We start from the raw sequence: 23,405 nt of genomic DNA, 5'->3' as shown, positions 1-23,405 counted from the left end.
GGCATTGCCCTACAACTATACTCGGTTAGTCACAGAACGGGAACGTAAGTATGCGCTGCCTTATCATCCACAACCCGGCATCGGGCCCCAGCTCAGATGAAATCTACGCGTTCACGCACGCCCTCGCGCAGGGCGGCGACGAGGTCGTGATGCGTTTTATCGGCGATGGCATGGAACCCGAGGACGCCGTGGCAGACGTGCGCGAGTTTGATCGCGTGGTCGTTTCGGGCGGCGACGGCACCGTCTCCAACGTGCTCGACCAAATGCGCGGATGCGGCGTCCCCACGCTCGTCTTCCCCTCCGGCACGGCCTGCCTGTTCTTCAACAACATTGGCAACGCCCCCGAGGCCGCGGCGCTCGCCAAGGCCTGCCGCGTCGGCCGTACCGTCAAGGCGGACATGGGCGAGCTCTTTTGGCTCGACGAGAACGGCAACGAGAAGCGCCACGGCTTTATCATCATCGCCGGCTCGGGCTTCGACGCCGAGATCATGATGAAGGCCGCCCCCACCAAAAACGACATCGGCGAAATCGCCTATTTCCTGTCGGCGCTCGCCACACCCAACCCCACGGTGGCGCACTTTACAATTGAGCATGACGGCATTGTCGAGGAACTCGATGGCATCTGCTGCATGGCCGGCAACACCTCGGTCATTCAAAACGACATCAACCTGTTCCCCGACTGCCGCATGAACGACGGCATGGTCGACATCGCGGTCATCGAGCCCGTAAAAACCGTCCAGCTCCTGCCCACTGTGATCACCGCCGCGCTCGACCCCGCCGGCAAGGTGCTCGGCCGTCCGCAGTTCAAGATCATCCAGACCAAGGAAGCCAAAATCACCTGCACGCCGTCACTGGGCATGCAGTTCGATGGCGAGATCATCTCCAGCAACTCGGGCGTCTTTGGAGCCCGCGCGCTTCCGCAATGCCTCGACCTCATCGTCGACGAATTCTCCCCGCTCGGAAAATAGGAGGACCCCATGAACGACAATCCCCTGCTCGGCTTTATCGTCATTGTTCTGGCCATGCTCGTCGGCTATGCGATTAACGTGATCCACCGCCGGAAGAAGTAATTCCACATTGGTATGATATTCATCCAATTATCGTCTCCCCTGTTGTTTATGCATTTGCACGACAGCGGGGGATTTTTCTTTGTGCCCCGTGCAAGGCGCTTTATTCAGGTACAGTAATTGCAGGGCGTCTTTATTTAAATAAAGCTAGATAATGAGTATTCTTGTCCGCTCATCGCATATTTTAGGACGCTCATCGAGTATTTCATCGAAATAGATGAATACTATTGAGACTTCCTATAGGCTAATAGATGTATTTATTAGCTGAAATCCTGCACGGTTCCGCGGGGTTTCAACGGTTGGGAGGGATTATGAGGTTTACTCATCCTGTCAACACGCTCAAAAAGCTCGGCTGCGGCCTTGCGTTTGGAGCAGCGGCCATCATGGCCATGCCGACTTCGGCGCTCGCCTGCACCCAGATCTACATGGGCAGCAAGCTCACGGCAGACGGCAACACGTACTACGGCCGTTCCGAGGACTTCGGTCCGCGCTATGTCAAGCACTTTGGCATTGAGCCCGCACACAAGGACGGCAACAAGTACACCTCGGTCGAGTCCGGTTTTGAGTACAAGTCCAAGGGCGCAACCTACCGCTACACCTTCGTTCGCGACAACCCCTCGCAGTGGGAAGATCGCTACGACGCATATTCCGAGGCTGGCATCAACGAGAAGGGCGTTTCCTGCTCTGCCACGTTGAGCACCTCCTATAACGAGAAGGCCGAAGAAGCCGACCCCATCACCGAGGAGACCGGCATTGGCGAGTACAGCTATGCCAGCGTCATCCTGGGCGAGAGCGCCACGGCCCGCGAGGGCGTCGAGCTCATCGGCAGCCTGATCGACGAGCAGGGCGTCTGCTCCAACGACCAGATCATCATCGCCGACAGCACCGAGACCTGGCTGTTCGCCGCGCTTTCCGGCCATCAGTGGATTGCTATGAAGCTCGCCGATGACATCGCCTCGCTCAACCCCAACATCGGCAACCTCACCTATAACGTCGACCTCGATGACACCGAGAACTGTCTCCATTCCGAGGGTGTCGAGTCCATGCCTAAGGAGAAGGGCTTTGCCGAGTACACCGACGGCAAGTTCGACGTCGCCAAGACCTACGGCGAGGAGATTGGCGAGGCCGGTATGCACCAGTGGTCGCGCTATATCCAGGGTCGCGATTACTTCATGGCCCCGCTGGCTGAAGGCACCGACTACGAGATCGTCAAGGACGAGCGAGAAGACGCTCGCGCCACGACCGGCGCTCTGGTCCACGAGATGCAGCCGCTGTTCTTCCAGCCCGGCAAGTCCGACTGGAACACCTTTGAGATGATCCGTTCCTTCGCCGCTCGCGGCGAAAATGTTGCCGGTCTCAACGCCAACACCGACGGCGCCTACGCCATCGGCTCCAACCGCAACACCGAGATTCACACCTTCCAGATCCGTCAGGGCATGGATCCCGAAATCGCGACCATCCAGTGGGAGATGCTCTCCAACGCCGAGTTCTCCGTCGCCATCCCCCTCTACTCTGCACTGCTCACCGAGGTCAGCCCCTACTTTAGCGATCAGGATGTCTCCTTCGATCACTGCGAAGAGGAAGACGTCGTGAACAACGAGGAGCCCAAGAACTCCATCAACTACGTCCTCATGGACATCAACACGCTCGCCTATGAGAACCGCGACCACTGCGCCACCGGCGTCCGCGCCTACCTCGATGCGCTGCAGAAGGAACTCATCGAGCAGAACCTGACCGTCGACGAGGCCATGCAGGCCGCCGAGGACACCGAGGCGCGCACCGCCCTGGCCAACAAGGCCGGCAAGGCTGCCACCAAGAACACCTACCTCAAGTGCAAGGCCATGCTCGAGGAGATGCGTGACTACCTTAAGGAGGGCGACTTCTCCGAGGAGTTCGTCCCGAGCGACTACGATGCCGACAACGACTGCCTGGTCGAGTCCATCACCTACGCCGACGAGGCCCTCTCCGATGAGGACGTTGCTGAGCCCGAGGTTGAGGAAGAGGCAACCGAGGAGAAGTCCGAGGGCAACAACATGGCCGCCATGGCCGTTGGCGCCGTCGTCATCATCGGTGTCTGCGGCTTCGTGCTCTATCGTCGCAAGAAGGCGTAAGAACCCCCACCTTAAGGCGCGGGTGGGATGGCCAAGGTCGCCCGCCCGCGCAGCCGCCCATTCGACCGGCGGGAAACGTCGCCGAAATCTTTTCAAAAAAGATTTCCCCGCACACACTTTGCTGTGCTATAGTGCAGCGCAACAGCAACTAGGTGCGACCGCGCCACGGCATCACGAAAGGAGTCACCAATATGAAGGACACGATGACGTCTCTCAACAACTGGTGGTGGCGTGATGCGAATACGATCGGTCGACAGTGAGTCTCTCATGCCTGTTTTTGCGCTCTAGGTGATTGGAAGGCCTCCGGTTTCGACCGGGGGCCTTTTTCTATCTCGAGCCCGATCGCATTCGCATCACGCGCCTCCGCTTTTCTCTTGTACTCCCCTTCCGAAAGGATTTTCACCATGTCTCAGAACACCACCGCCGCCCAGCCCCGCACCGTCCAGACCGCCGACCGCGGCAAACTCGATGTCCGCGCCCTCGTCCTGCTCGCCATCCTGCTCGCCGCCGGCTTCATCCTCAACTTCACCGTCGGCAAGGCCATCTCCGGCATCTCGGGCGGCATGATCAGCCCCGAGTTCATCATCTCGGCCTTCTGCCTCACCATCCTGGTCGTGCGCCCCAACATCGGTCAGGCGCTCATCATCGGCCTCATCTCGGCGGCTGTAATCCAAATCACCACCACCTCGCCGTTCGTCGATTTTGCCGCCGAGGGCATCGCCGCCATGCTCATGGCCGTCATTGTCAACGCTGCTGCCAAGGACGGCCAGGTTAAGCCTGCCGTCGCCATCATCGCAACGTTCGTGACCACCTTTGTCTCGGGCGTTATCTTCATGGTTATCAAGATGGCCATGCTCGGCGTGGTGGGCGAGCTCGCCGCAGCAATGCTGCCCGTCGTCGCCATGACCGCCGTGTTCAACGCCATCCTGGTCGGCGCCCTCTATGCACCCATCCAGAAGGCCCTTAAGGTCAACTAACCTGCTCGGCTTTACGAGCCACCCCATCTTGGCGTTCATTCGTCGCTCACGTACCCAAGTACGCTTCGCTCCTCTTTCACACCAACCTGGGGCGCCTCGTAAAGCCGTCTCCACGCTCCACCAGCAAAGACTGTCCCAAACAACTAGCTCTTGGGGACGTTCTTAAACGACTAGTCGTTAAAGAACGTCCCCGACGACTACCCAACGACTCTGAAAGGTATCCATGGAAACGATCATCAACGTCGACGACGTCTCGTTCTCCTATGGCGAGCAGACCTCACGCGCCCTGAGCCACATAGCGCTCGAAGTGCGCGAAGGAGACTTTATCGGCATCATCGGGCCCTCGGGCGCCGGCAAGTCCACGCTTGCGGCCTGCCTGTCAGGAGCCGTGCCGCACCACTACCGCGGTTCCTTCTTTGGCTCGATAACGGTAGCCGGCAAGGACACCTGCGAGGTGTCGCTCACCGATATCTCGCAGATCGTGGGCAGCGTACTACAGGATATCGATACGCAGATGGTCGCTTCGGTCGTCGAGGACGAAATGCTCTTTGGCCTCGAGAACTTTGGCGTGCCGCACGACCAGATCGAGCAGCGCGTGAGCGAGACGCTCGAAACGGTCGGTATCAGCGACCTGCGCGACCGCGAGATCGCCACCCTCTCGGGCGGACAGAAGCAAAAGGTTGCCATCGCCGCCATCCTCGCCATGTGCCCACGCGTGTTGGTGCTCGACGAGCCCACCGCAGCACTCGATCCCGCCAGCTCCACCCTGGTCTTCGAGACCCTGCGCGAGGCAAATCGCACGCTCGGTATCACCATCGTCGTCATTGAGCAAAAGGTGGCGCTGCTGTCTGAATACTGCAACCGTGTGTTGGTGCTCAACCATGGCGAAATCGCGCTGCAGGGCGAGCCGCACGAGGTTTTCGCACATACCGAGGAGCTTCGCGCTATCGGCGTCGACTGCCCGCGCGTCACGCGCATCTTCAACAGCCTTGAGGCCGATGGCCTGGCAAGCGGCACCCCCTGCCTGAATGTCGAAGAGGCCGAGCGATTGATCGCGGGAATCGCCGGCCCCGTCCGCGCACATAACGATGCCCAGGCACCCGCAGGTTCCCCGCATGCGCCGGCGCTGCGTCCGCACGCCAAGGATGCCGAGCCCGTGCTCACGTTTGATCATGTCGAGTTTTCCTATCCCCATGGTGGCGCCGCCGTCCACGACCTTAACCTGACGCTCTACCCCGGCGAGCTCGTTGGCATTGTCGGCCAAAACGGAGCCGGCAAGACCACGCTCACCAAGCTGCTCACGGGCCTGCTCAAGCCCGCATCGGGCAGCGTGCGCGTTACGGGCCTGGACACGGCCTCGGTTCCCACGAGCCGCATCGCGCGCGAGGTGGCAACGCTTTTCCAGAATCCCGACCGCCAAATCTGCAAGGATACCGTGCTTGACGAGGTCGCCTTTGGCTTGGAGCTTGCCGGCATCGACCGAGCCGAGGCCCTACGTCGCGCCCAGCTTGTCATCGATCGCTTTGGGCTGCCCGCCGACGAGGCGCCGTTCTCGCTTTCGCGCGGTCAACGCCAAATGGTGGCACTTGCCTCCGTCGTGGTGGTCGAGCCCAAGATCGTGGTGCTCGACGAGCCCACGAGCGGCCTGGACTACCGCGAGTGCATGACTGTGATGGAAACGGTGCGCACCATGGCCGAGCGCGGCTGTGCCGTCATCATGGTCTGCCACGACATGGAAGTCGTTTCCGACTTTGCAGAGCGCATCGTGGTGATGGCAAACGGCCGCATCCTCGACCGCGGCCGCACGCACGAGCTGTTCTCGAACATCGAGCTCATGCAGCGCGCCTACGTTGAGGCGCCCCAGGTCATTGAGCTCTCGCGCCGTCTGGAATCCACCGTCTCGCCCGCCTTTGCGCAGATGAGCGAGGTCACTGATATCGTTCGCATTACCGAGGAGATGGTCCGCCGTGGTTAACGTCATCGATTACATGCCGGGCGATACGCTGCTGCATCGCCTGAACCCCGTCATCAAACTGGGCCTCGCCGCCGCCATCATCATCGGCATCTTCTTGTCTGACACCTATGTGGCGCTGTTGGGATTTCTGGCACTCACACTCGCGCTGGGAGCCTACGCCGGCGTCGTCGACCGCCTGCTCTCGCTGCTTAAGCTGCTGATTCCGCTCGCGCTCATCATGCTGGTGCTGCAGCTGGCCTTTATGCGCGATGGCAACGTGGTGTGGGGCTTTGTCACCGACGGGGGCCTCATCACCGGAACAAAGGCATGCCTGCGCCTGCTGGGCGTAGCGCTGCCGCTCATCCTGATGCTCATGGTGACCAAGCTCAACGACCTTGCTAACGCCTGCGTCGAGGTGCTGCACGTGCCCTACCGTTACGCCTTCACCTTTACCACGGCGCTTCGTTTTGTGCCGGTGTTTGGCCAGGAGATGAACGCCATCATGGAGGCGCAGACCGCACGCGGCGTCGAGTACGACACCAAGAACCCCATCAAGAAACTCAAGCTCATGCTGCCGCTGTGCGCACCGCTCCTTATCTCGAGCGTGGGCAAGACCGATGCAACTGCCTTGGCAGCCGAACAGCGTGGCTTCTACCTGCGCACGCGCGCGAGCTCGTACAAGCGCTACCCCATCAAGGGCCTGGATGTTGCCGTACTTATTGTCAGCATCGCCCTCATCGTCCTCGGCTTCCTGTTCTAGGCCACGCCTGCGGCAACCGACAACGGCAACCGACAAACGCAAAAGGCCGCGGCACGCACCAAACGAGCCGTGGCCTTATTATTTCCCCAGATAAAACCTGCCAAAATAAACCTGTCCCTTTTTGACAGGTCGAGGGTTACAGGCGGTAGGGTGCACCGCTGCGGATGATGGATTCGCGCACTAGCACGTCCATGGCGTCGAGGGTAATCTCTGGCATCTCGCGATACTTTTGCAGCACCGAGAGCTCCGTGCAAGCCAGAATGACGCGGTCGCAGCCGCTGCGGGCGAACTCCCACATCACGCGGTCGAACTTATCCATATCGGGCTCGCGTCCCGCTTTCACGTCATCGTAAATAAGCGACATCACGTCTGCCTGGCGCTTCTCGCTGGGATAGACGACTTCGACACCCGCCGCCTCGCACTCGCGCCCGTAGACGCCGGCGCCCACGGTGCCGTCAGTACCCATGATGCCGATTTTGCGCACCGGCTCAGCCGGCATACTCAGGTTGGGATCGAACGCGCACTCCCCCATCACCGCGCCCGCCAGGGCATAACGCACCGACTCGCGCGGCATGTGAATAATCGGCACCGTGGTAAACGACTGAATCTGGTCGTAGAAGTAGTGCGATGTGTTGCAGGGAATCGCGATATGCGCACAGCCCAGCCCCTCGAGCGCCTGTGCACATTCCTTCATGGTCGCCAGCAACTCGGTATGATTGCCGGTCTTAATGGCCAGCGTGCGATCGGGCATGGTCGACTTAGAGAGCACCACCATGTCGATATGTTCCTGGTCGCAGGCGGCCGCCGTGTGGCGCACCACCTGGTCGTAGTAATACGACGTGGCCTCGGCGCCCATGCCGCCGATAACTCCCAGTTTTTCCATCGCCGCCTCCTTGGTGACGCTCGCTCCATTGCGCGTATCATACCCGCGCCCGCCCGATACAAACCGGGCGGGCGCGACGTTCAACCTACTTGTAATACGTCTTGAAGAGCTTAAAGTGACGCAGCTTGGTGTGCCACATGCGCAGCCAGCGGTTAAAGACAAAATCGCCCTTCATAAACGAAGGATCGGCGGCCTTGCCCTCCTTGACCAAGCGATGCGCCTTTGCGCGCAGCCCGGGATCCTTAACGTAGGTATCAACCACGCCCATGGGAACGACCATCCACAGTGCCTCGTCCTGCGCCGTCACAAACTCCGGCTCAAACGGGCGGTTGTACACGTACTCGTCCACCACGTACTTGGCAACGTTAAAGCCGCTGTTGGTGACGTAGTAGTTGCTGCGGCCCTGACGGGTGTTGAAGTCGAAGAACTTAAACGAACCGTCGCGCTCGTCGTACTTGACGTCAAAGTTGGAGAAGCCCGTGAACTTGAGGTCCTCGAGCAGCTTGCGCACGCCACCCATGAGCTCGTCATTGGGCTCGGTGATGATGCAGGCGTGGTTGCCAACGCCGTGAGGCTGGTGCTCCTCGAGCAGCACGTGGCCCAGGCACATCATGCGCACCTTGCCGTTGCGGTCGGAATAGCTGGTAAGCACGCGCATGTACTCATCATTGCCGGGCACGCGATCCTGCAGGATCAGGTCATCGGTGTAGCCGCTCGTATACACATCACGAATGACTTGCTCAAGCTCGGCGCGATCGGCAATCTCGTAGGCCTTCTTCTGGCCCTCAAACTCGTGCTCCCACCACATGATGCCGTCGGACGGCTTCAGAATCATCGGGAAGGGGAAGTCGATCTGGTCGAGTACCTCTGCCGGCGCCTCGCCCTGGGCGTTGAGCATTGCCATGGTAAAGGTAAACGTGTGCGGATAGGGCACGCCGTGCTTCTCGCACAGCTCGTAGAAGATCTCCTTCTTCTGGCACTGCTCGAGCATGCTGTAGGGCGCATAGGGCGCGATGATGTTCGAGGCCAACTTGCCGGCGTCCTGAGCCTGTGCGGCAAGCGCGACATAGTTGTCACCGCAGCCCATCAGAATGATCTTCTTATCGGGATTAGCCTGTGCAATGCCGTTGACGGTCTCGATCATGACCGGCATGGTGTCGATATTCACGTTGGGCGTGTAGTCGATAATCTGGCTACGATATGCAGGGCCGGTCTGGTACTTGCCAAAGACCAGGCTCTTGACCTGGTATTCCTCGTAAAAGGCGCGTGCCACCGAATAAGCGTTAATGTCGCCGCCGAGCAGCACGGGGATAAACTCACGCTCTGTAAACTGCAATGCCATGGAAACTTCCTATCATCAACTGCCCAAACGATGGGCGGTCTTTATGCAACTGGTCTATTTTAGCGTGCCAAACCGCCGGCGCTTAAAGCTCCACCGTATCTATGCCAAACGACGCAATAGACCCTGCACAAAGTCAGCGCGCACTGCTGTACGACAGCAGGCAAAGAACCTACCGTTGTTGTAGGATTCAACGTATTGTCACTCTCGACGAAAGGCGCACGCGTGCCCCAAGATCATTCAACCGACAACCCCATCCTCGATGCAGCAAAACGCGAGTTGGCAGAGCGCGCACAAGCGACCGCTCCCCTGCGCACCGCAAACGACGCCTATGACGGGCCCGCCCGCATCACCTCGATCAATACATCGGCGCATAAAGGCACGCGCAAAACGCCCGTCACCGGCGGACACGATAGCGTCATCGAACAGTTTGGCCTCGCCTCCGATGCCCATGCCGGGCATTGGCATCGCCAAGTCTCATTTCTTGCCGCGGAGTCCATCCGGACCGCCCAGAATCGCGGCCTCGACGTGCGCGAAGGTGATTTTGGGGAGAACTTCACCACCCAGGGCATCAACCTGCTCTCGTTCCCCCTGGGAACGCAGCTCAAGCTCGGCAGCGAGGTAATCGTCGAAATCAGCCAAATCGGCAAGGTTTGCCACACCCGCTGCGCCATCTACTATCTTGCCGGTGATTGCATCTTTCCCCACGAAGGCATCTTTGGCGTAGTCCTCCATGGCGGGGAGGTCCATACCGGTGACGACATTCAGGTAGTCAAACTCGGCGATGGCACCTGTTCCTTCACCCCTGTCGAAGCGCTTAAAGAGGTTGAGCGGGCTCGCCGCGAAGGGACTCTATAGTTGCAAAACCCCACGTGAAGCAACTTTTTTATGAGCAAAATCCCCTACGGACAGGTCCCCGTAACGTTAAAGTTGAACTCTATGGTTTCTCAACAATTCAATATAACTGCAGGTCAAAGCCAAAGCCTCAAGTTCAACTTGACCCTTTAGAACCTTTAAGGTTCAAGTTGAGGTCGAAAGCAGTAGTAGAATACCTTTCGAACCATAACCTACGATTGATTGCAGAGGGACTGGATGCAGCATTCGAACCATCGCACCGCAGCGCTCATCGCGTCGAAGCCGGCTCGTATCATCACGAGCGCCGCGCTCGCCGTTGCACTGACGGCCACGCCGATGCTCTCCCCCGTCGCGGCATATGCCGCCTCGCAGGCAACGCAGGATCAGCTTTCCGCCGCCCAGCAGAAGATCGAAGCCGCCACGGGCGCCTACAACGATGCCCGCACTAAGCTCGAGGATCTGCAGAAGCAAATCGACACCAACGAGGCAAGCATCGAACAGATCGAAGCCGAGCTTCCCGATCAGCAGGCCAAGGCAAGCGCCGCCATGCGCGATCTGTATAAGTACCAGAAGGGCACCAACCCCATCGTGAGCTTCTTGGTCAACGCGCAGAGTCTGGGCGAGTTCATCACCACCTGCAAGTACACCAACCAGATCACGACCTCGAGCGTCGATGAGATCGAAGAGCTCAACAAGATGCAGACCGAGCTCGAGCAGAACAAGGCCGAGCTTGAGCAGGCCAAGTCCCAGCTCGAGGCCGAGCAGAAAACCGCCGAGGACGCACTGGCACAGGCCCAGCAGCTTCGCAGCGAAGCTCAGGCAAAGGCCGAGCAGGAGAATGCCGCCGAGCTGGCCAAGCTCGAGGCCGACAAGGCCGCTGCCGCCGAGAAGCTCTCGGGCGAGGGCGTGAGCGGTAACAACTCCAACAGCCAGGCCAATAACGCCAACACCACCATCGATACCACGGTGAACAACGCCAATACCGGCAACTCCGATTACGACTCGTTTATCAACGAGTGGACAAGCCGCATCGACAACTACCTCGCCGGCTCCCCCATGGCAGGCCAGGGCTATAACTTTGCCGTGGCAGCCTGGAACACCGGCGTTGACCCTCGCTGGTCCCCCGCCATCGCTTGCATCGAGAGCAGCAAGGGCCTCTATTGCGCTAACTCCTACAACGCCTGGGGCTGGAGCGCCGTCGGCGGCGGTTGGCGCAGTTTTGGAAGCTGGAGCGAGGGCATTGCTGCCCATGTTTCCTATCTTGGCCGCACATACGGCTCCACGCTTACCCCGGCGGCCGCCAAAAAGTACTGCCCGCCTACGTGGCAGGACTGGTACAACAAGGTTGCAGCCCAGATGAACCGCATCTAAGGTCAACGCTAAAGGGCCCCCATCGGGACCCTTTTTCTTTAGCGCTACAGCACATTAGGCGACTATGCCGGTTGCATTGCCGATAGCAATGACCGCAATCATGATGGCGCACATAATCCCCAACGCTTTGAGCCACAACGTGACAAACTCACGGCCCCGATAGCGATCGAGCACGGGAAAGCGACGTCGAAGCCTGCGGCGGTCGACCATGCCAAACGCAATGAGCACCACCATGCCGTCGACCATAAGAAAATACTCAAGGGCCAAAAACCACGTTGGATAGCTACGGTTGGCTCCCGTGGGTTGGAATACGGCAAAATGGCTTCCGACCAGCAGCAACAAGGTTGCTGCGTAGACAAAGCCATTCCAGATGCGCCCGACGGGCTCCGGGATCCGCGAAAGCAGGCTCTTGCGGCAAGGAACCGCCGGCGAAGCATCTTGGAGCTGCCGCACGGAAGATGACGCCGTTTGCGGAGCAACCTGCGCCCTTGAAGGCTCCGTCGAACCAGTCGAGCCGGAGCCCGGTAGACACAGCTCGTATGCCGCGTGCGCAGCATGCCCGAGCGCCTTCGCGCTCGCAAAGCGCTTGGCCGGATCGAGCGCCATCGCCATGCAAATGACATCGGCCAATGGGTCGGGGACGCAGCATGCCTCGCATTGCTCGCGCACGCCCTGCCCCGGCCTGGGGTCCTTTCCTGTCAAACAGAAGAACAATAAGGCACCGAGCGCATAGACATCGCTGCGAACGCTCGTCTGTCCAAACCCGTATTGCTCGGGCGGCGCATAGGGTCGCGTTCCAAACTTAACTGTGTCGGCATCGGCGCCGTCACGCCAAACCCGCGCAATCCCCAAATCGATAATGACCAGCGATGAAAAGGTCATGCCGGCATCTGCCGAATATCTGACACCCGAAACGATGATGTTCGAGGGTTTCAGATCGCGATGGATCACCGGCATCGGAGCCTCCCCCGCCGCCGCAAAGCCGGCATGGAGCTCAGCGGCTGCATCGCACAGGGCACCAAACAGCTCGCAGGCATAATCGGGTGTCGCGCCCAAACGCCCCACCAGGGCCTCGAGCGTCTCGCCTTCGATATATTCCATCACCACGCAAAGCTCGTCGCCCACGCGGCGGCAATCGACAATCCGGGGCAAGTGCTCATAACGTCGCCCGGCGCGCTGAGCCGCAAACAGGCGCTCATACGCCCCGCCGATCTGGGCCGATGCGTCGATGCGCTTGCGAACAAAGGGGCCAAGAGACCCTCCGCCAGAGCCCTCAAAGTACACGAGCTCGGTCGTCTCGACATCCGAACGCTTGAGCACACGATCTACGCGGTAACTGTCATCGCGCTCGAGCGACGCCAGGTGTCCGGCGAGCACCGCGCTCAGCTCATCATCGGAATATGTTGGGCTCTGAGTATCCATAGCGTCCATAATAGCGCAGGGCACGGACGCCCCATGACGCCCATGCCCTGCACGTTCTAATTATTGCGAATGGCTCTTCCGCCGCCGACTTGCCGCTAGCTCACGGTCTCCTCGCCAAAGCGGTACAGCTCCTCGTTGACCTTTTGCAGGCTACAGCCGCGATCAACGCAAAAAATGATAATCGCATCGCGGCGGTCCTTGCAGTTGAGGACGCTGGCGCCCGCCGCCGTCAGAGCGCGGTTGGTCTCCTTGAGCGTCAACGCCATCGCAAAGGCAATCTGCAGCACCTTATTACGGCTTGGGTGGCGTGCACCGGTAAAAATCTGATAACCAAAGGTCTCATTGAGGTCGGCCATCCGCACCACGCGCGAGCGCTCTAAGCCCTTTTCCTGCAGCAGCTGCTTAAGGTAGTCCGAAAGCGACGGGGCGGCAAAGTCGTGTTCTTTGATATATCCATCGATGTTTGGCGCGTCGAGGAGCTCATTGAGCAACTCGTCCGTCAGCTTTTTATCGGGCATACGACCTCACCTCCCATACGGCGCAACGGTAGCGACATGTTAGGCCAGCACCCAGCTTGCAGCAGCAGACTTATCAAACACGTTGGCAAAATAGAGAGCCTTCTTGATGTCACCATCAAAGTAGATATTGCCCGCCACGGAGCCACCGGCGGCAAGGGTGCCAGACTGCAGCTCATCGGAGCCCTCGCTGTAATAACCCTGGTTCTGCTGAGCACCGTTGGCGTCCTCGCCCTTCCAGTCGTAGATATTGTAATCTGCACCCTCATCACCATTGTTGACGTACGTGACGTGAATGCCCGTCATGGTCGAACCGTCAAAATTTGTGAGACCGGGCTGGACGGAATCGACAACGACGGAAAGACCGGCAGCCGTGGTCACCGTCGTGCCAACAGCCAGGTCAGTCGTAGACTGCTCTTCCTTCTTCGCCTCTTCCTTCTTGTCGCCATCGCCGGCATCCTCGGTGACGGTCGCCTTATCGCTACCGCAACCGGCAAGAAGACTAACAGTCCCCAAGGCAACAGTGGCGAATGCGCCAAGTGCAGCGCGACGGCTCAGCAGCACTTCGTTTTCGAGCTTATTCATCATGCATCCTTCCTATGATCCGGCTACCGCGCCGGCACACAGCACATCGTAGGAGGCATCGAGCTCAAATTCATTAGCTGGGAGCTAATAGGGATTTGTTGGCTAGATTGGTACCGGATTGAGAAGATGCTTGTTCAGATGGAGCGACGATTGAGGCTGCAGCTCTGATGCCAAGGCGGCTAGCACGAATCTGGCACGAACCGTTCTCGAATTCGGCAAGCCAGTATAGAGAGCGACTTTTCGTCGGTGTCAGAGACATCAAAACCACCCCTAGTGGATGGTTTGCTCTTAGGGTATAACTCTTGGATTGCCGGCCGCGCCTAAAGACGCGGCCCCCACGTGCACACATGATTATCTAGATCCCCCGCACAGCGCATGTCTGTCTGCATGGCGCGGGGCAACTCGTATTCCCAGCGCCGCTATGCCAGCTCGCGTAGCCTCCCGAGCGCCAACCTGAACCAATCCAGGTCGTCCTCGTCGGGCGCGCCGCCGCACTTCCAGTGAGTGATGTAACGCCACCGAGAGAAGACGCCGCTGCCCAGAAGCCCCGCGTCGCTAATGGAGTCTATGTCCTCTCTCAGGCCTTCAGCCGTGCCGGAGCGCGGATACGCCTCAGCAAAGGCCTCGCCGCAGTCCATGTGCCAACCCAGGCCGAACATGTCATGGGCCAGTCCGTCGAAGTCACGGGTTGGGTTGTCCAGAGAGTCCTCGAAGCGCTTAACGAACCTGAGCAGGTCGCCCCCGTAAACCCCGCCGAACAAACAGGCCTCAATTACGTCCTTGCCGCGCAGGGCCCCTATCCACTCGGTCGGGATTCCCTCGTATCCGTACAGGATGCCAGCCAACCCGCCTGCCACGCAGGCCGTGGTGTCGGTATCGTCGCCCAGGTTCACGGCGGCTAGCACACAGTCGCGGTAGCTGTCGGTATGTTCCAGGCACCAGATGGCGGCGTTGTAGGTATCCCACACGTAACCACCACTGGCACCGGCTTCATCCTCGCTCACGCGGCCGGAGTGCCCACTGTAGAGTATCTCACGGGCATAGACGATCACGTCCACGCAGGCCTGACAGCAGTCGTCGGTGGCATGGGTGATCGCGCTGACCTCCCTTATGTCGTAGTCGGAGCACTCAGTGAACACCATGGGAAGGCAGCGCATGAGCGAGCCGTTGCCCTTGCTGTATTCGCTCGTGAGCCCGCGGCCCGTATCGAGCGCCCGCTTGGTGGCGTTGCCGTAGTCGAAGACGTTTCCGCCGGCGGTGTATGCGCCCTCGTTTATCCATTTGCGGAACTTGGCGAGGATGTCGTCGCAATTGATTTCGTCCAGCTCGCGGTAGCTATCGCAGAGCGCGAGCGCCATGGACGTGTCGTCGCTCCATGTGCCCGCGGGCTGGTTGTGCGTGCCGTTGCCCACCATATCGGTGCAGGTGAAGCTGCCGCGCGACCTGAACTCGTAAGGCACGCCGAGCGCATCGCCCACAGCCATGCCGTACACACAGTCTCTCACCGTCCGTAACAAGCCCATGGTGCGCACCTAGTTCTTGTTCATGCCAAACTTGCGCGAGCCCAGCACGTTCTTCCAGTGACTCTCGCGCTCGCACACCTCGGCGGTGGTCATTTTGGTGTCGCACACCTCAAGGATGGAGTAGGTGAAGTTCTCGATGATGTATCCAGCCCCGCGCTCGGCCACGATGGCTTTGAACTCCTTATTGCCGCCCGTCGGGTCCGCAGGGTTGGCATAGGCGCTCCAGCGCTGCCAGATGCCCAAGTCCGCACCCGCATCCTTCTTACTGTCGCCCGAGGCCGAGCCCACGTAGAGCCGCCCTGTCGCGGTGTCGGTGATGCAGTAGACGCCCTTCACGTTGTCCAGCGCCCAGTACCAGTCGGAGCCCACGCTGGCGATGACGGCCTGTAGGGTCTTGTGGTCGATACATACGTACTTGTAGCCGGGGAAGGGGGCCACGTTGCCCAGACTCATCGAGTACTCGTACACCACGGGCTCGAAGTCGTGCATAGTGTTCTCGTAGAACTTGTTGTAGATGTCGCGCCCGATAGGCTTCTTTAGCTTGATGATGAGGCGTTTGATGTAGGCCTCGTAGTCGGGAAGAAGCGTCAGCTTGTAGCCCACACCGCCCAGCACCTCGGGCACTGTCTTCTCCACTCTGTGCATACCGCCGAAGATGAAGTACTCGGGCCCATAGGTGTAGTACTGGGCGAACGAGAGCAGGTACTCCGCATGGTTGAGATTGTTGTTCGCCTGCCCTGTCGCGCTCCTCCATGCGTTCATCTCGTACCATCGCGAGCCGCTATCGGTCCTCTCAGGTGTTGAGGTGTCCATCAGCAGCAGATCGTACGCGCGCAGGTTCACGTCACCCGCGTTCATGTTGAACTTAACCTTGGTTTTCTCAGGGTGCGCCACCGGCATCAAGTCCCCGAGCGTAATCACAGCATTTCCCATGCTCATTTCGCCTTTTCGATTCGATAAACCTATAGGCCGAATCATATCACTCACTTTCCAGGCGATTATTAGCGCTTGGCTAACCACCTGTTGCTGCCGTTTCTTATGGCGAAGAAAAAGGATGCGAAGTCGATAAGCCCCGTGCCCGTGCAAACTCTTAGATGGCGTCTCCTGCGCTCATCACCTTGCAGAAGACAGTCTACCCTGCTTGCCGACGGGAATCGTGATCCTCTTGCCGCCCACGCATCACGCTCCGTCTTGAACAACAAGCCCTATCCGATCCCTTTTCGTTTCATCCTCAAGAGGTCAATCGAGGCCTATCCCACCGTAACGGGCTCTCCGGTAAAGGTGCTGATGAGCAGCAGGATAAAGAACACAAGGTAACTGATACTCAGCAGATAGGCGATAACCAAAAAGATGGTCCACCCCACATTGGTCTTGCCGTTGGCACGGCGCTGTTCGCGAGAACGGTATAGCCAGACCGTCACGCCAATATCAGCAATCAGCAGCACGAGCGCCGCCGCGGCCAACCCGGCAAGCACAAACATCACACCAATGCCCACGGCAATAACCGGAAGCAGCAACAAGCCGCACCCGCACCCACCAGGACTATACACGGCAGATTGTCGGCATCGTGCCATCGTCACTCCAACCTCAACATCTTTAAACGCTACAAAGCAATGACCTGCTGGACAGGAACGATCTTGTCGAGTTCTGTTCGTGTTTTCTAGTGTAGGCAGCCTTCGACAATTAGCCAAGCGAAAGCAATCGTTTGTAGACATCGAGGCCTTTGAGCAGGATTTCCTCGTCAAAGAGCATGGTATCGGTATGCAAAGCGCTTGTGGCATAGGCGGGACAGCCATCCGAATCGACCAGGTTGTCCAGGCCCTCCGGCATGCCCGTACCCAGCAGGAAGAACACGCCCGGCAGATGGCGCTGATAGAAGGCGAAGTCCTCGGCAATTAACAGCGGCTCTTCAACAACCTGCAACTCGGGCAAAGCCGGCGCGACACTGGCAAACAGCTCGGGGTCGTTATCGACCGGCGGATACCCCTCGGCAAAGTCGAGATCGTACGTGCAGCCCGTTGCAGCGCATGCCTCGTCGAGCACGCGACGCACGCCCTCTCGCGCACGGTCGAACATATCGTCCGTAAACACACGCAGGCTACCGGCCACATGGGCCTCCCCCGCCACGGCATTGCAGACGGTACCGGCCTGCAGCAAGCCGAACTTACCGATGCAGGGCTCCTCTGCCCCCAGCTCGTCCATAAGCTCACGCTCGGCAACCAGAAACTTCGCCGCCGCCAAGGCAGCATCGTGTGATTCCTCGACCGGCACGCCGTAGGTCTTGGCGATGTGGATGCTCTGACCGTGAATGTGAATGTGCGTCTCGCTCGAACGTGCCAGCAACGGACCGGCGCAGCTCGCCAGCGTCCCAGCGGGCAGGTCGGGCCAGACGTGAAAGCCGAAGATACGGTCGGCGCCGTAGCGTTCGAACACACCGCTCTCGCACACCGTCTTGGCGCCGCCGGTCGTCTCCTCGGCGGGCTGGAACACAAAGAGCACGTTGCGCTTAAGCTGCCCCGGGCGCTCGCGAAGCATGCGGTCGACATAGGTTGCCGCGGCAAGCGCCATGGCCATGTGTCCATCGTGTCCGCACGCATGCATCTTGCCAGGATGCGTCGACGCGAACCGCGCGCCCGTCACCTCCGTAATGGGCAGGGCATCCATGTCGGCGCGAATCGCCGTGGCATGCGCGGCACCAACACCAGCGTCAAAGAAGGCGCAGACGCAGCTGGGGCACGGATGAACTACCTCGCAGGCGAGCGGCGCCAACACACCCTCGATATAGGCAATAGTCTGCGGAAGGTCGAAGTCGAGCTCCGGGATCCTGTGCAAGTCGCGCCGATAGCGACGGAGTTCTTGGAGCTCGGTCATAAAGGTTCCTTTCATGGGTGCGCGTCGATTGCCATCTATTGTGCCGCAAGATTGCTACACCCTTATTTCCAGCATATCCCTGCATTTTTTAAACGTTATATACGAATACTCTTGTTTGGTAAAGTGCAACGTGATAGGGTCTTTACCACTTGATAGAGGCGCGGGCACGAAGAGCCGCGGGCGAGCCGGCAGGCTTTGACCCCGTGGGGAGGCGAAACCCGCCGAACTGGGCCTTTCGGGCGCGAACGACCTGGTGGGCCTGCGGGAAACACCCGCAGGACTGTCTGCAGCAATGCGGGAGCGCTATCCGGACATTGGGTCCACGCTATGCGGATTCGATGCGCAGATGGCGCCGTCTGGATAGCGAGGTTTATGGGACATGACACTGACTCCCAACGAGGCATATGCGGCTAAGCAGCCGTTTGTGGACAAGGAGACGCTCGAGCATATCGTCGAGCAGTTCCCCACACCGTTTCATCTCTACGACGAGGCGGGCATCCGCCGCAACATGCAAGAGGTGCGTGACGCCTTTGCATGGAACCCGGGCTTTAAGGAGTACTTTGCCGTCAAGGCCAACCCCAACCCGGCGCTCATCTCCATTCTCAACGAATACGGTTGCGGTTGCGATTGCTCGAGCTATACCGAGCTCATGATCGCCCGCTCGCTGGGCATCACGGGGCATGACATCATGTTCTCGTCCAACGACACGCCGGCGGCGGATTTTGAGCTCGCCAACAAGCTGGGCGCCATCGTCAACTTTGACGACATCAGCCACATCGAGTTCTTTGAGCGCGTTGCCGGCCCCATCCCCAAGACGGTCAGCTGTCGCTTTAATCCGGGCGGCCTGTTCCAGCTCTCCAACGGCATCATGGACAACCCGGGCGACTCCAAGTACGGCATGACCACCGAGCAGCTCTTCGAGGCTTTCCGCATGCTCAAGACCAAGGGCGCCGAGAACTTTGGCATCCATGCATTCCTCGCCAGTAACACCGTCACCAACGACTACTACCCCAAGCTCGCGCGCATCCTCTTTGAGCTTGCCGTGCGCCTGGAGCGCGAGACCGGCGCACACGTCGCCTTCATCAACCTGTCCGGCGGCGTCGGTATCCCCTACCTGCCCGAGCAGCAGGCCAACGATATCCACGCCATCGGCGAGGGAGTGCACGCGGCCTACGACGAGATCCTGGTTCCCGCTGGCATGGACGATGTGGCCATCTGCACCGAGATGGGCCGCTTTATGATGGGCCCCTACGGCTGCCTGGTCACCAAGGCCATCCACGAGAAGCAGATCTACAAGGACTATATCGGTGTCGACGCAAGCGCCGTCGACCTCATTCGCCCTGCCATGTATGGCGCCTACCACCACATTACGGTGATGGGCCAGCCGGGTGGCGCCGACAAGACCGCAGCGCCCGTCACGGACACCTACGACATCACGGGCAATTTGTGCGAGAACAACGACAAGTTCGCCATCGATCGCGAGCTGCCGCATATCGACATGGGCGACCTGCTCGTGATTCACGATACCGGCGCGCATGGCTACTCCATGGGCTACAACTACAACGGGCGTCTGCGCTCGGCCGAGGTTTTACTGCGCCCCGACGGCGCGGCTGACCTTATCCGCCGCGCTGAGCGCCCGGGCGATTACTTTGCCACGCTCGACGTGCTGCCGTGCGGCCGAGAGCTGCTGGCCAAGTCGCGTGCCGACTCCGCCCGCCGTCGCGCCCAGAACGAACACCTGGCAGTCGCCGCCCAATGGAACAAACGCATCCAGATCGCGGAAGCGAAGGAGAAGAACATGGACATCCGCAATCTCGAGGGCTCAATCGTCGCCCTCGTTACGCCGTTTAAGAAGGACGGCAGCGTCGACTTTGACGCGCTCGAGCGCCTTATCGACTTCCACCTGCAAAACGGCACCGACGCCATCCTCACCCTGGGCACCACCGGCGAGAGCGCCACGATGACCGACGACGAGGACAACTCCGTTGTCGCCGCCGTGGTCAAGCAGGTTGCAGGACGCGTGCCCGTCATTGCCGGCTCGGGCTCCAACTCGACGCAGACCATGCTCACCAAGTCGCTCACCTATCAGGGCCTGGGCGCCGACGGCCTGCTGCTCATTACCCCCTACTACAACAAGTCCAACGAAGAGGGCATCTACCAGCACTTTAAGACCGTCGCCGACGCCGTGGACATCCCCTGCATCCTGTACAACATCCCCGGCCGCTGCGGCTGCGGCATCAGCGAGCGAAACGTGGAGCGTCTGGCCGCGCACCCCAACATCATGGGTATTAAGGAAGCCTCGGGCAACGTCGCCTACGCGGCCAAGATCGCCCACCTGCTGTCCGATGACTTCCGCATGTACTCAGGCGAGGACGCGCTTACCGTGCCGCTCATGAGCCTGGGCGCCTCGGGCACCATCAGCGTGTGGGCCGATGTTCAGCCGCAGCTCGTGCATGACATGTGCCGCGCTTATCTGGACGGTGACGTGGCACGTGCCCGCGATATCCAGATTGCCGGCCAGCCGCTTATCAACGCCCTCTTTGGTGAGGTCAACCCCATCCCCGTTAAAGAAGCGCTCGCTCAGATGGGTATGATCGAGGCAAACTACCGCATGCCGCTATGCCCCATGGCCAACGACACGCGCGCCGCACTTACCGATGCCCTGAAGGGAGCTGGTCTGCTTGATTAAGACCGTCATTATGGGAACGGGCCGCATGGGCTCGCTCATCCGCACTACCGCCGAGGACGTTGTCGACGCCGCCGGTCAGCCCGTTTTTGATATTGTCGCGCAGATTGGCTTTGATCTGACCGAGCTCGAGAGCGCCCCGGCGGCCGACGTCATCATCGACTTCTCGAACGTCGTGACCTTTGACGCCGTTGTCGCCTATGTCGAGCGCACGGGCACCGCACTCGTTTCCGGCACCACGGGCTATACGCCCGAGCAGATGGACCGCCTGCGCGAGCTGGGTCAGAACGTCCGCGTCATGCACTCCGGCAATTACTCCATCGGCATCGCAGCCCTGCGCCATCTAGTGGCCCAGGCCACGCGTGAGCTGCCCGGCTTTGACTGTGAGATTGTCGAGACTCACCACAACCAAAAGGTCGACGCCCCCAGCGGCACCGCCAAGCTGCTGCTCGACGCCGTAGTCGAGGCCGAGCCCGAGGCAGGCTACCACCCCGTCTACGGACGCGAGGGCATGTGCGGCGTGCGCGACTCCAAGGAAATCGGCATGCACTCGCTGCGCGGCGGCACCGTCGCCGGCGTGCACGAGGTAAGCTTCTTTGGCCAGGACGAGGAGGTCACACTCACACACCGTGCCACGAGCCGTCAGATCTTTGTCAACGGCGCCTTGGCAGCCGCGCAGAAGCTCGTCACCCGCGAACCCGGCTTCTATACGTTCGACCAGGTCATGTTTGCCTAACCAGGTATCAACCGAATCCACCCAAAGGAGAGATAGCAAATGAGCAACGCAGCCGAGATGGATGCACAGGAGATTATCAACTACATCGCCACCGCGCCTAAAAAGACGCCCGTCAAGCTGCATGTGCGCGAGAAGCCCGGCATGAAGGTTGCCTGGGGCGACGCACATGTCTACGGCGGCCGTCGTGGCAAGACCGTCTTTGGCGACTGGGATGAGCTCAAGGCCATCCTCGATGCCAATGCCGACTCCATCGACTACTACGATGTGGAGAACGACTGTCGCAACTCCGCCGTCCCCATGCTCGACCTTAAGGGCATCAATGCCCGCATCGAGCCGGGCGCGATCATCCGCGACCGCGTCGAGATCGGCGACCGCGCCGTCATCATGATGGGCGCCATCATCAACATCGGCTCCATTATCGGCGAGGGCTCTATGATTGATATGGGCGCCGTCCTGGGCGGCCGCGCAACCGTGGGCAAGAACTGCCACATCGGCGCCGGCACCGTGCTGGCAGGCGTCGTTGAGCCCGCGAGCGCCACGCCCGTCATCATCGAGGACGATGTCATGATTGGCGCCAACGCCGTGGTCCTGGAGGGCGTGCGCGTGGGCAAGGGCGCCGTCGTGGCTGCCGGTGCCGTATGCGTCGAGGACGTCCCCGCCGGCGCCGTCGTGGCCGGTGTCCCCGCCCGCGTTATCAAGATGCGCGACGAGAAGACCGACAGCAAGACCGGCCTCGAGGAGGGCCTGCGCCAGCTTTAATAGTTACGGCGTTTTACCAAACGCCGTAACGACCCGACGCTGCAAACGCCCCTAGGCGGCAATCTGACGTTCAATCGTCGGGCATGACCAGAAGGTCATGCCCTCCTCTTTCGCGTCACCTTGCTCGCCTAGGGGCGTTTTCGCTGGCGTATGCTCAACCTACGGCGCAATGTCGGCAACCAAGCCGAAAACAAAAAAGGCCGAAGCACCATCGGAACTTCGGCCTTCATCATCTCAGGGTTCCGTCGTATTCAACCATGGCGGGTTGCTTTGACAGGCGCCCTACGGCCGTCTTATAGACCTCGGAACGATCGCGCCGCCCTATTGCCACAATCTCGGCAATCTCAACCATTCCGTCCTCTCGGATTCGAAAAACCATTCGGAGTCCTGCATTGCGCCATTTAATCTTTTTGCAGCCGGCGAGCTCGCCGTGAAGCGGCGTTCCGATTTCATCAGCGCGCGTCTTTAATTTTGCGACGGCAATACGGACGAGCCTGCGCTGGGATCCATCTAGTTTTTGATATTCCTTCTCGACGTCTCGATTCAAAAAGCCGACAATAAAATGCCCGCTCATTCGAAAAGATCCTCATCGGGAATCGCGTCCGAATCCATCGATTCAAACTCCGCGAGCTCATCGGCAGTTAAGGCGTCCTCAAACGGAACAAACTCATGCGGACCATGCTTGACTCGATCCGCAGCGATGCGATTTATCTCAAGTTCACGCAGATACTGCAGCGCGCCGTACATTTCCTCATAGGCAGCATAGTCGATAATCACGGTATCGATATCGTTATGATCGGCAATGAACTGTGGTGCGCGTTTTGCGCGTTTACGAATGGCAGATAAAGACTTGCTTGCTTCGGTAGCCGAAACAACCTGGTCTTTTGTAAACACCGGTTTTTCCAGAACAAGTGCGGACATTTTGACCTCCAAAAAATAATCTGGATTATATTTCAAAGTATACTTCAAAATATAATCCAGACTTTTATTC

At 59.6% G+C, this 23,405-nt stretch carries 21 protein-coding genes and 1 riboswitch; of the genes, 10 read left to right on the top strand and 11 right to left on the bottom strand.

Features of this window, described 5'->3' with window-relative positions:
• The first annotated feature begins 50 nt into the window (after positions 1–50).
• From ACEXKH_RS03000 to ACEXKH_RS02980, 5 genes are all read left to right on the top strand, one after another.
• Positions 51–968: a diacylglycerol/lipid kinase family protein gene (locus ACEXKH_RS03000; protein WP_373573030.1), complete on the top strand. Its 918-nt coding sequence runs from the start codon at positions 51–53 to the stop codon at positions 966–968.
• A gap of 410 nt (positions 969–1,378) precedes the next feature.
• Entirely contained in the window at positions 1,379–3,178 is a 1,800-nt protein-coding gene (locus ACEXKH_RS02995) for a C69 family dipeptidase (RefSeq protein ID WP_373573029.1), read from the top strand.
• A gap of 404 nt (positions 3,179–3,582) precedes the next feature.
• A complete protein-coding gene (locus tag ACEXKH_RS02990) occupies positions 3,583–4,155 on the top strand; it encodes a hypothetical protein (RefSeq protein WP_373573028.1) in 573 nt (190 codons plus the stop codon).
• A gap of 223 nt (positions 4,156–4,378) precedes the next feature.
• On the top strand, positions 4,379–6,130 hold the full coding sequence (locus ACEXKH_RS02985) for an ABC transporter ATP-binding protein (RefSeq protein ID WP_373573027.1): 1,752 nt from the start codon (positions 4,379–4,381) through the stop codon (positions 6,128–6,130).
• Positions 6,123–6,869 carry an energy-coupling factor transporter transmembrane component T family protein gene (locus ACEXKH_RS02980; protein ID WP_373573026.1) on the top strand — a complete coding sequence of 249 codons (747 nt, stop codon included), beginning with the start codon at positions 6,123–6,125 and terminating at the stop codon, positions 6,867–6,869. The genes ACEXKH_RS02985 and ACEXKH_RS02980 overlap by 8 nt, the downstream gene beginning before the upstream one ends.
• A 136-nt stretch (positions 6,870–7,005) precedes the next feature.
• On the opposite strand, the gene ACEXKH_RS02975 is transcribed toward ACEXKH_RS02980, so the two are convergent.
• Positions 7,006–7,752: an aspartate/glutamate racemase family protein gene (locus ACEXKH_RS02975; protein WP_373573025.1), complete on the bottom strand. Its 747-nt coding sequence runs from the start codon at positions 7,750–7,752 to the stop codon at positions 7,006–7,008.
• Positions 7,753–7,837: 85 nt separating this feature from the next.
• A complete protein-coding gene (locus tag ACEXKH_RS02970) occupies positions 7,838–9,094 on the bottom strand; it encodes a carboxylate--amine ligase (RefSeq protein WP_373573024.1) in 1,257 nt (418 codons plus the stop codon).
• Positions 9,095–9,316: 222 nt separating this feature from the next.
• Here ACEXKH_RS02970 and ACEXKH_RS02965 point away from each other — a divergent pair, with 222 nt between their 5' ends.
• Complete coding sequence (locus ACEXKH_RS02965) at positions 9,317–9,949, top strand: MOSC domain-containing protein (RefSeq protein WP_373573023.1); 633 nt, start codon at positions 9,317–9,319, stop codon at positions 9,947–9,949.
• Positions 9,950–10,183: 234 nt separating this feature from the next.
• Positions 10,184–11,317 carry a coiled-coil domain-containing protein gene (locus ACEXKH_RS02960; protein ID WP_373573022.1) on the top strand — a complete coding sequence of 378 codons (1,134 nt, stop codon included), beginning with the start codon at positions 10,184–10,186 and terminating at the stop codon, positions 11,315–11,317.
• A 54-nt stretch (positions 11,318–11,371) separates the two neighbouring features.
• Here ACEXKH_RS02960 and ACEXKH_RS02955 read toward each other — a convergent pair whose 3' ends face one another.
• The 7 genes from ACEXKH_RS02955 to ACEXKH_RS02925 all read right to left on the bottom strand — a co-directional run bounded on the left by ACEXKH_RS02955 (position 11,372) and on the right by ACEXKH_RS02925 (position 18,233).
• A complete protein-coding gene (locus ACEXKH_RS02955; protein ID WP_373573021.1) occupies positions 11,372–12,739 on the bottom strand; it encodes a serine/threonine protein kinase in 1,368 nt (455 codons plus the stop codon).
• Positions 12,740–12,834: 95 nt separating this feature from the next.
• Positions 12,835–13,257 (bottom strand): XRE family transcriptional regulator, encoded by a 423-nt coding sequence (locus ACEXKH_RS02950; RefSeq protein WP_373573020.1) that lies wholly within the window; start codon positions 13,255–13,257, stop codon positions 12,835–12,837.
• Positions 13,258–13,296: 39 nt separating this feature from the next.
• Positions 13,297–13,839, bottom strand: coding sequence for a DUF4352 domain-containing protein (locus tag ACEXKH_RS02945; protein WP_373573019.1), 543 nt, complete (start codon positions 13,837–13,839; stop codon positions 13,297–13,299).
• Between the two features lie 419 nt (positions 13,840–14,258).
• Positions 14,259–15,362 (bottom strand): ADP-ribosylglycohydrolase family protein, encoded by a 1,104-nt coding sequence (locus ACEXKH_RS02940; protein WP_373573018.1) that lies wholly within the window; start codon positions 15,360–15,362, stop codon positions 14,259–14,261.
• Positions 15,363–15,371: 9 nt separating this feature from the next.
• Entirely contained in the window at positions 15,372–16,295 is a 924-nt protein-coding gene (locus ACEXKH_RS02935) for a GIY-YIG nuclease family protein (RefSeq protein ID WP_373573017.1), read from the bottom strand.
• A 317-nt stretch (positions 16,296–16,612) separates the two neighbouring features.
• On the bottom strand, positions 16,613–16,879 hold the full coding sequence (locus ACEXKH_RS02930; RefSeq protein ID WP_373573016.1) for a hypothetical protein: 267 nt from the start codon (positions 16,877–16,879) through the stop codon (positions 16,613–16,615).
• Positions 16,880–17,045: 166 nt separating this feature from the next.
• Positions 17,046–18,233: an N-acetyldiaminopimelate deacetylase gene (locus tag ACEXKH_RS02925; protein ID WP_373573015.1), complete on the bottom strand. Its 1,188-nt coding sequence runs from the start codon at positions 18,231–18,233 to the stop codon at positions 17,046–17,048.
• A gap of 145 nt (positions 18,234–18,378) precedes the next feature.
• A riboswitch (Lysine riboswitch) is annotated at positions 18,379–18,547 on the top strand.
• Between the two features lie 65 nt (positions 18,548–18,612).
• Between ACEXKH_RS02925 and dapA the strand changes: the two genes are divergently transcribed.
• The 3 genes from dapA to dapD are packed head-to-tail and all read left to right on the top strand — an operon-like array spanning position 18,613 to position 22,414.
• Positions 18,613–20,922 (top strand): 4-hydroxy-tetrahydrodipicolinate synthase, encoded by a 2,310-nt coding sequence (gene dapA, locus ACEXKH_RS02920; protein ID WP_373573014.1) that lies wholly within the window; start codon positions 18,613–18,615, stop codon positions 20,920–20,922.
• Positions 20,915–21,655, top strand: a complete 741-nt coding sequence (gene dapB / locus ACEXKH_RS02915) for a 4-hydroxy-tetrahydrodipicolinate reductase (RefSeq protein WP_373573013.1) — start codon at positions 20,915–20,917, stop codon at positions 21,653–21,655. Before dapA ends, dapB begins: the two co-directional genes overlap by 8 nt.
• Before the next feature lie 39 nt (positions 21,656–21,694).
• Complete coding sequence (dapD, locus tag ACEXKH_RS02910; RefSeq protein ID WP_373573012.1) at positions 21,695–22,414, top strand: 2,3,4,5-tetrahydropyridine-2,6-dicarboxylate N-acetyltransferase; 720 nt, start codon at positions 21,695–21,697, stop codon at positions 22,412–22,414.
• 229 nt (positions 22,415–22,643) lie between these two features.
• Here dapD and ACEXKH_RS02905 read toward each other — a convergent pair whose 3' ends face one another.
• Positions 22,644–22,988, bottom strand: coding sequence for a type II toxin-antitoxin system RelE family toxin (locus ACEXKH_RS02905; RefSeq protein ID WP_373573011.1), 345 nt, complete (start codon positions 22,986–22,988; stop codon positions 22,644–22,646).
• Entirely contained in the window at positions 22,985–23,335 is a 351-nt protein-coding gene (locus tag ACEXKH_RS02900; protein ID WP_373573010.1) for a hypothetical protein, read from the bottom strand. The genes ACEXKH_RS02905 and ACEXKH_RS02900 overlap by 4 nt, the downstream gene beginning before the upstream one ends.
• Between the last annotated feature and the right edge of the window lie 70 nt (positions 23,336–23,405).

The organism is Collinsella aerofaciens ATCC 25986 (assembly GCF_964259375.1).
Classification (GTDB): domain Bacteria; phylum Actinomycetota; class Coriobacteriia; order Coriobacteriales; family Coriobacteriaceae; genus Collinsella; species Collinsella aerofaciens_BO.
The sequence above is the reverse complement of the archived record's forward strand: the minus strand, read 5'-3'. Positions and strand labels throughout refer to the sequence as shown.

What these genes read in the sequence shown, in the direction of transcription:
- ACEXKH_RS03000 (WP_373573030.1), top strand. Translation starts at nt 51, where the DNA reads ATGCGCTGCCTTATCATCCACAACCCGGCATCGGGCCCCAGCTCAGAT.
- ACEXKH_RS02995 (WP_373573029.1), top strand. Translation starts at nt 1,379, where the DNA reads ATGAGGTTTACTCATCCTGTCAACACGCTCAAAAAGCTCGGCTGCGGC.
- ACEXKH_RS02990 (WP_373573028.1), top strand. Translation starts at nt 3,583, where the DNA reads ATGTCTCAGAACACCACCGCCGCCCAGCCCCGCACCGTCCAGACCGCC.
- ACEXKH_RS02985 (WP_373573027.1), top strand. Translation starts at nt 4,379, where the DNA reads ATGGAAACGATCATCAACGTCGACGACGTCTCGTTCTCCTATGGCGAG.
- ACEXKH_RS02975 (WP_373573025.1), bottom strand. Translation starts at nt 7,752, where the DNA reads ATGGAAAAACTGGGAGTTATCGGCGGCATGGGCGCCGAGGCCACGTCG.
- ACEXKH_RS02970 (WP_373573024.1), bottom strand. Translation starts at nt 9,094, where the DNA reads ATGGCATTGCAGTTTACAGAGCGTGAGTTTATCCCCGTGCTGCTCGGC.
- ACEXKH_RS02960 (WP_373573022.1), top strand. Translation starts at nt 10,184, where the DNA reads ATGCAGCATTCGAACCATCGCACCGCAGCGCTCATCGCGTCGAAGCCG.
- ACEXKH_RS02955 (WP_373573021.1), bottom strand. Translation starts at nt 12,739, where the DNA reads ATGGATACTCAGAGCCCAACATATTCCGATGATGAGCTGAGCGCGGTG.
- ACEXKH_RS02950 (WP_373573020.1), bottom strand. Translation starts at nt 13,257, where the DNA reads ATGCCCGATAAAAAGCTGACGGACGAGTTGCTCAATGAGCTCCTCGAC.
- ACEXKH_RS02945 (WP_373573019.1), bottom strand. Translation starts at nt 13,839, where the DNA reads ATGAATAAGCTCGAAAACGAAGTGCTGCTGAGCCGTCGCGCTGCACTT.
- ACEXKH_RS02940 (WP_373573018.1), bottom strand. Translation starts at nt 15,362, where the DNA reads ATGGGCTTGTTACGGACGGTGAGAGACTGTGTGTACGGCATGGCTGTG.
- ACEXKH_RS02935 (WP_373573017.1), bottom strand. Translation starts at nt 16,295, where the DNA reads ATGGGAAATGCTGTGATTACGCTCGGGGACTTGATGCCGGTGGCGCAC.
- ACEXKH_RS02925 (WP_373573015.1), bottom strand. Translation starts at nt 18,233, where the DNA reads ATGACCGAGCTCCAAGAACTCCGTCGCTATCGGCGCGACTTGCACAGG.
- dapA (WP_373573014.1), top strand. Translation starts at nt 18,613, where the DNA reads ATGACACTGACTCCCAACGAGGCATATGCGGCTAAGCAGCCGTTTGTG.
- dapD (WP_373573012.1), top strand. Translation starts at nt 21,695, where the DNA reads ATGAGCAACGCAGCCGAGATGGATGCACAGGAGATTATCAACTACATC.
- ACEXKH_RS02905 (WP_373573011.1), bottom strand. Translation starts at nt 22,988, where the DNA reads ATGAGCGGGCATTTTATTGTCGGCTTTTTGAATCGAGACGTCGAGAAG.
- ACEXKH_RS02900 (WP_373573010.1), bottom strand. Translation starts at nt 23,335, where the DNA reads ATGTCCGCACTTGTTCTGGAAAAACCGGTGTTTACAAAAGACCAGGTT.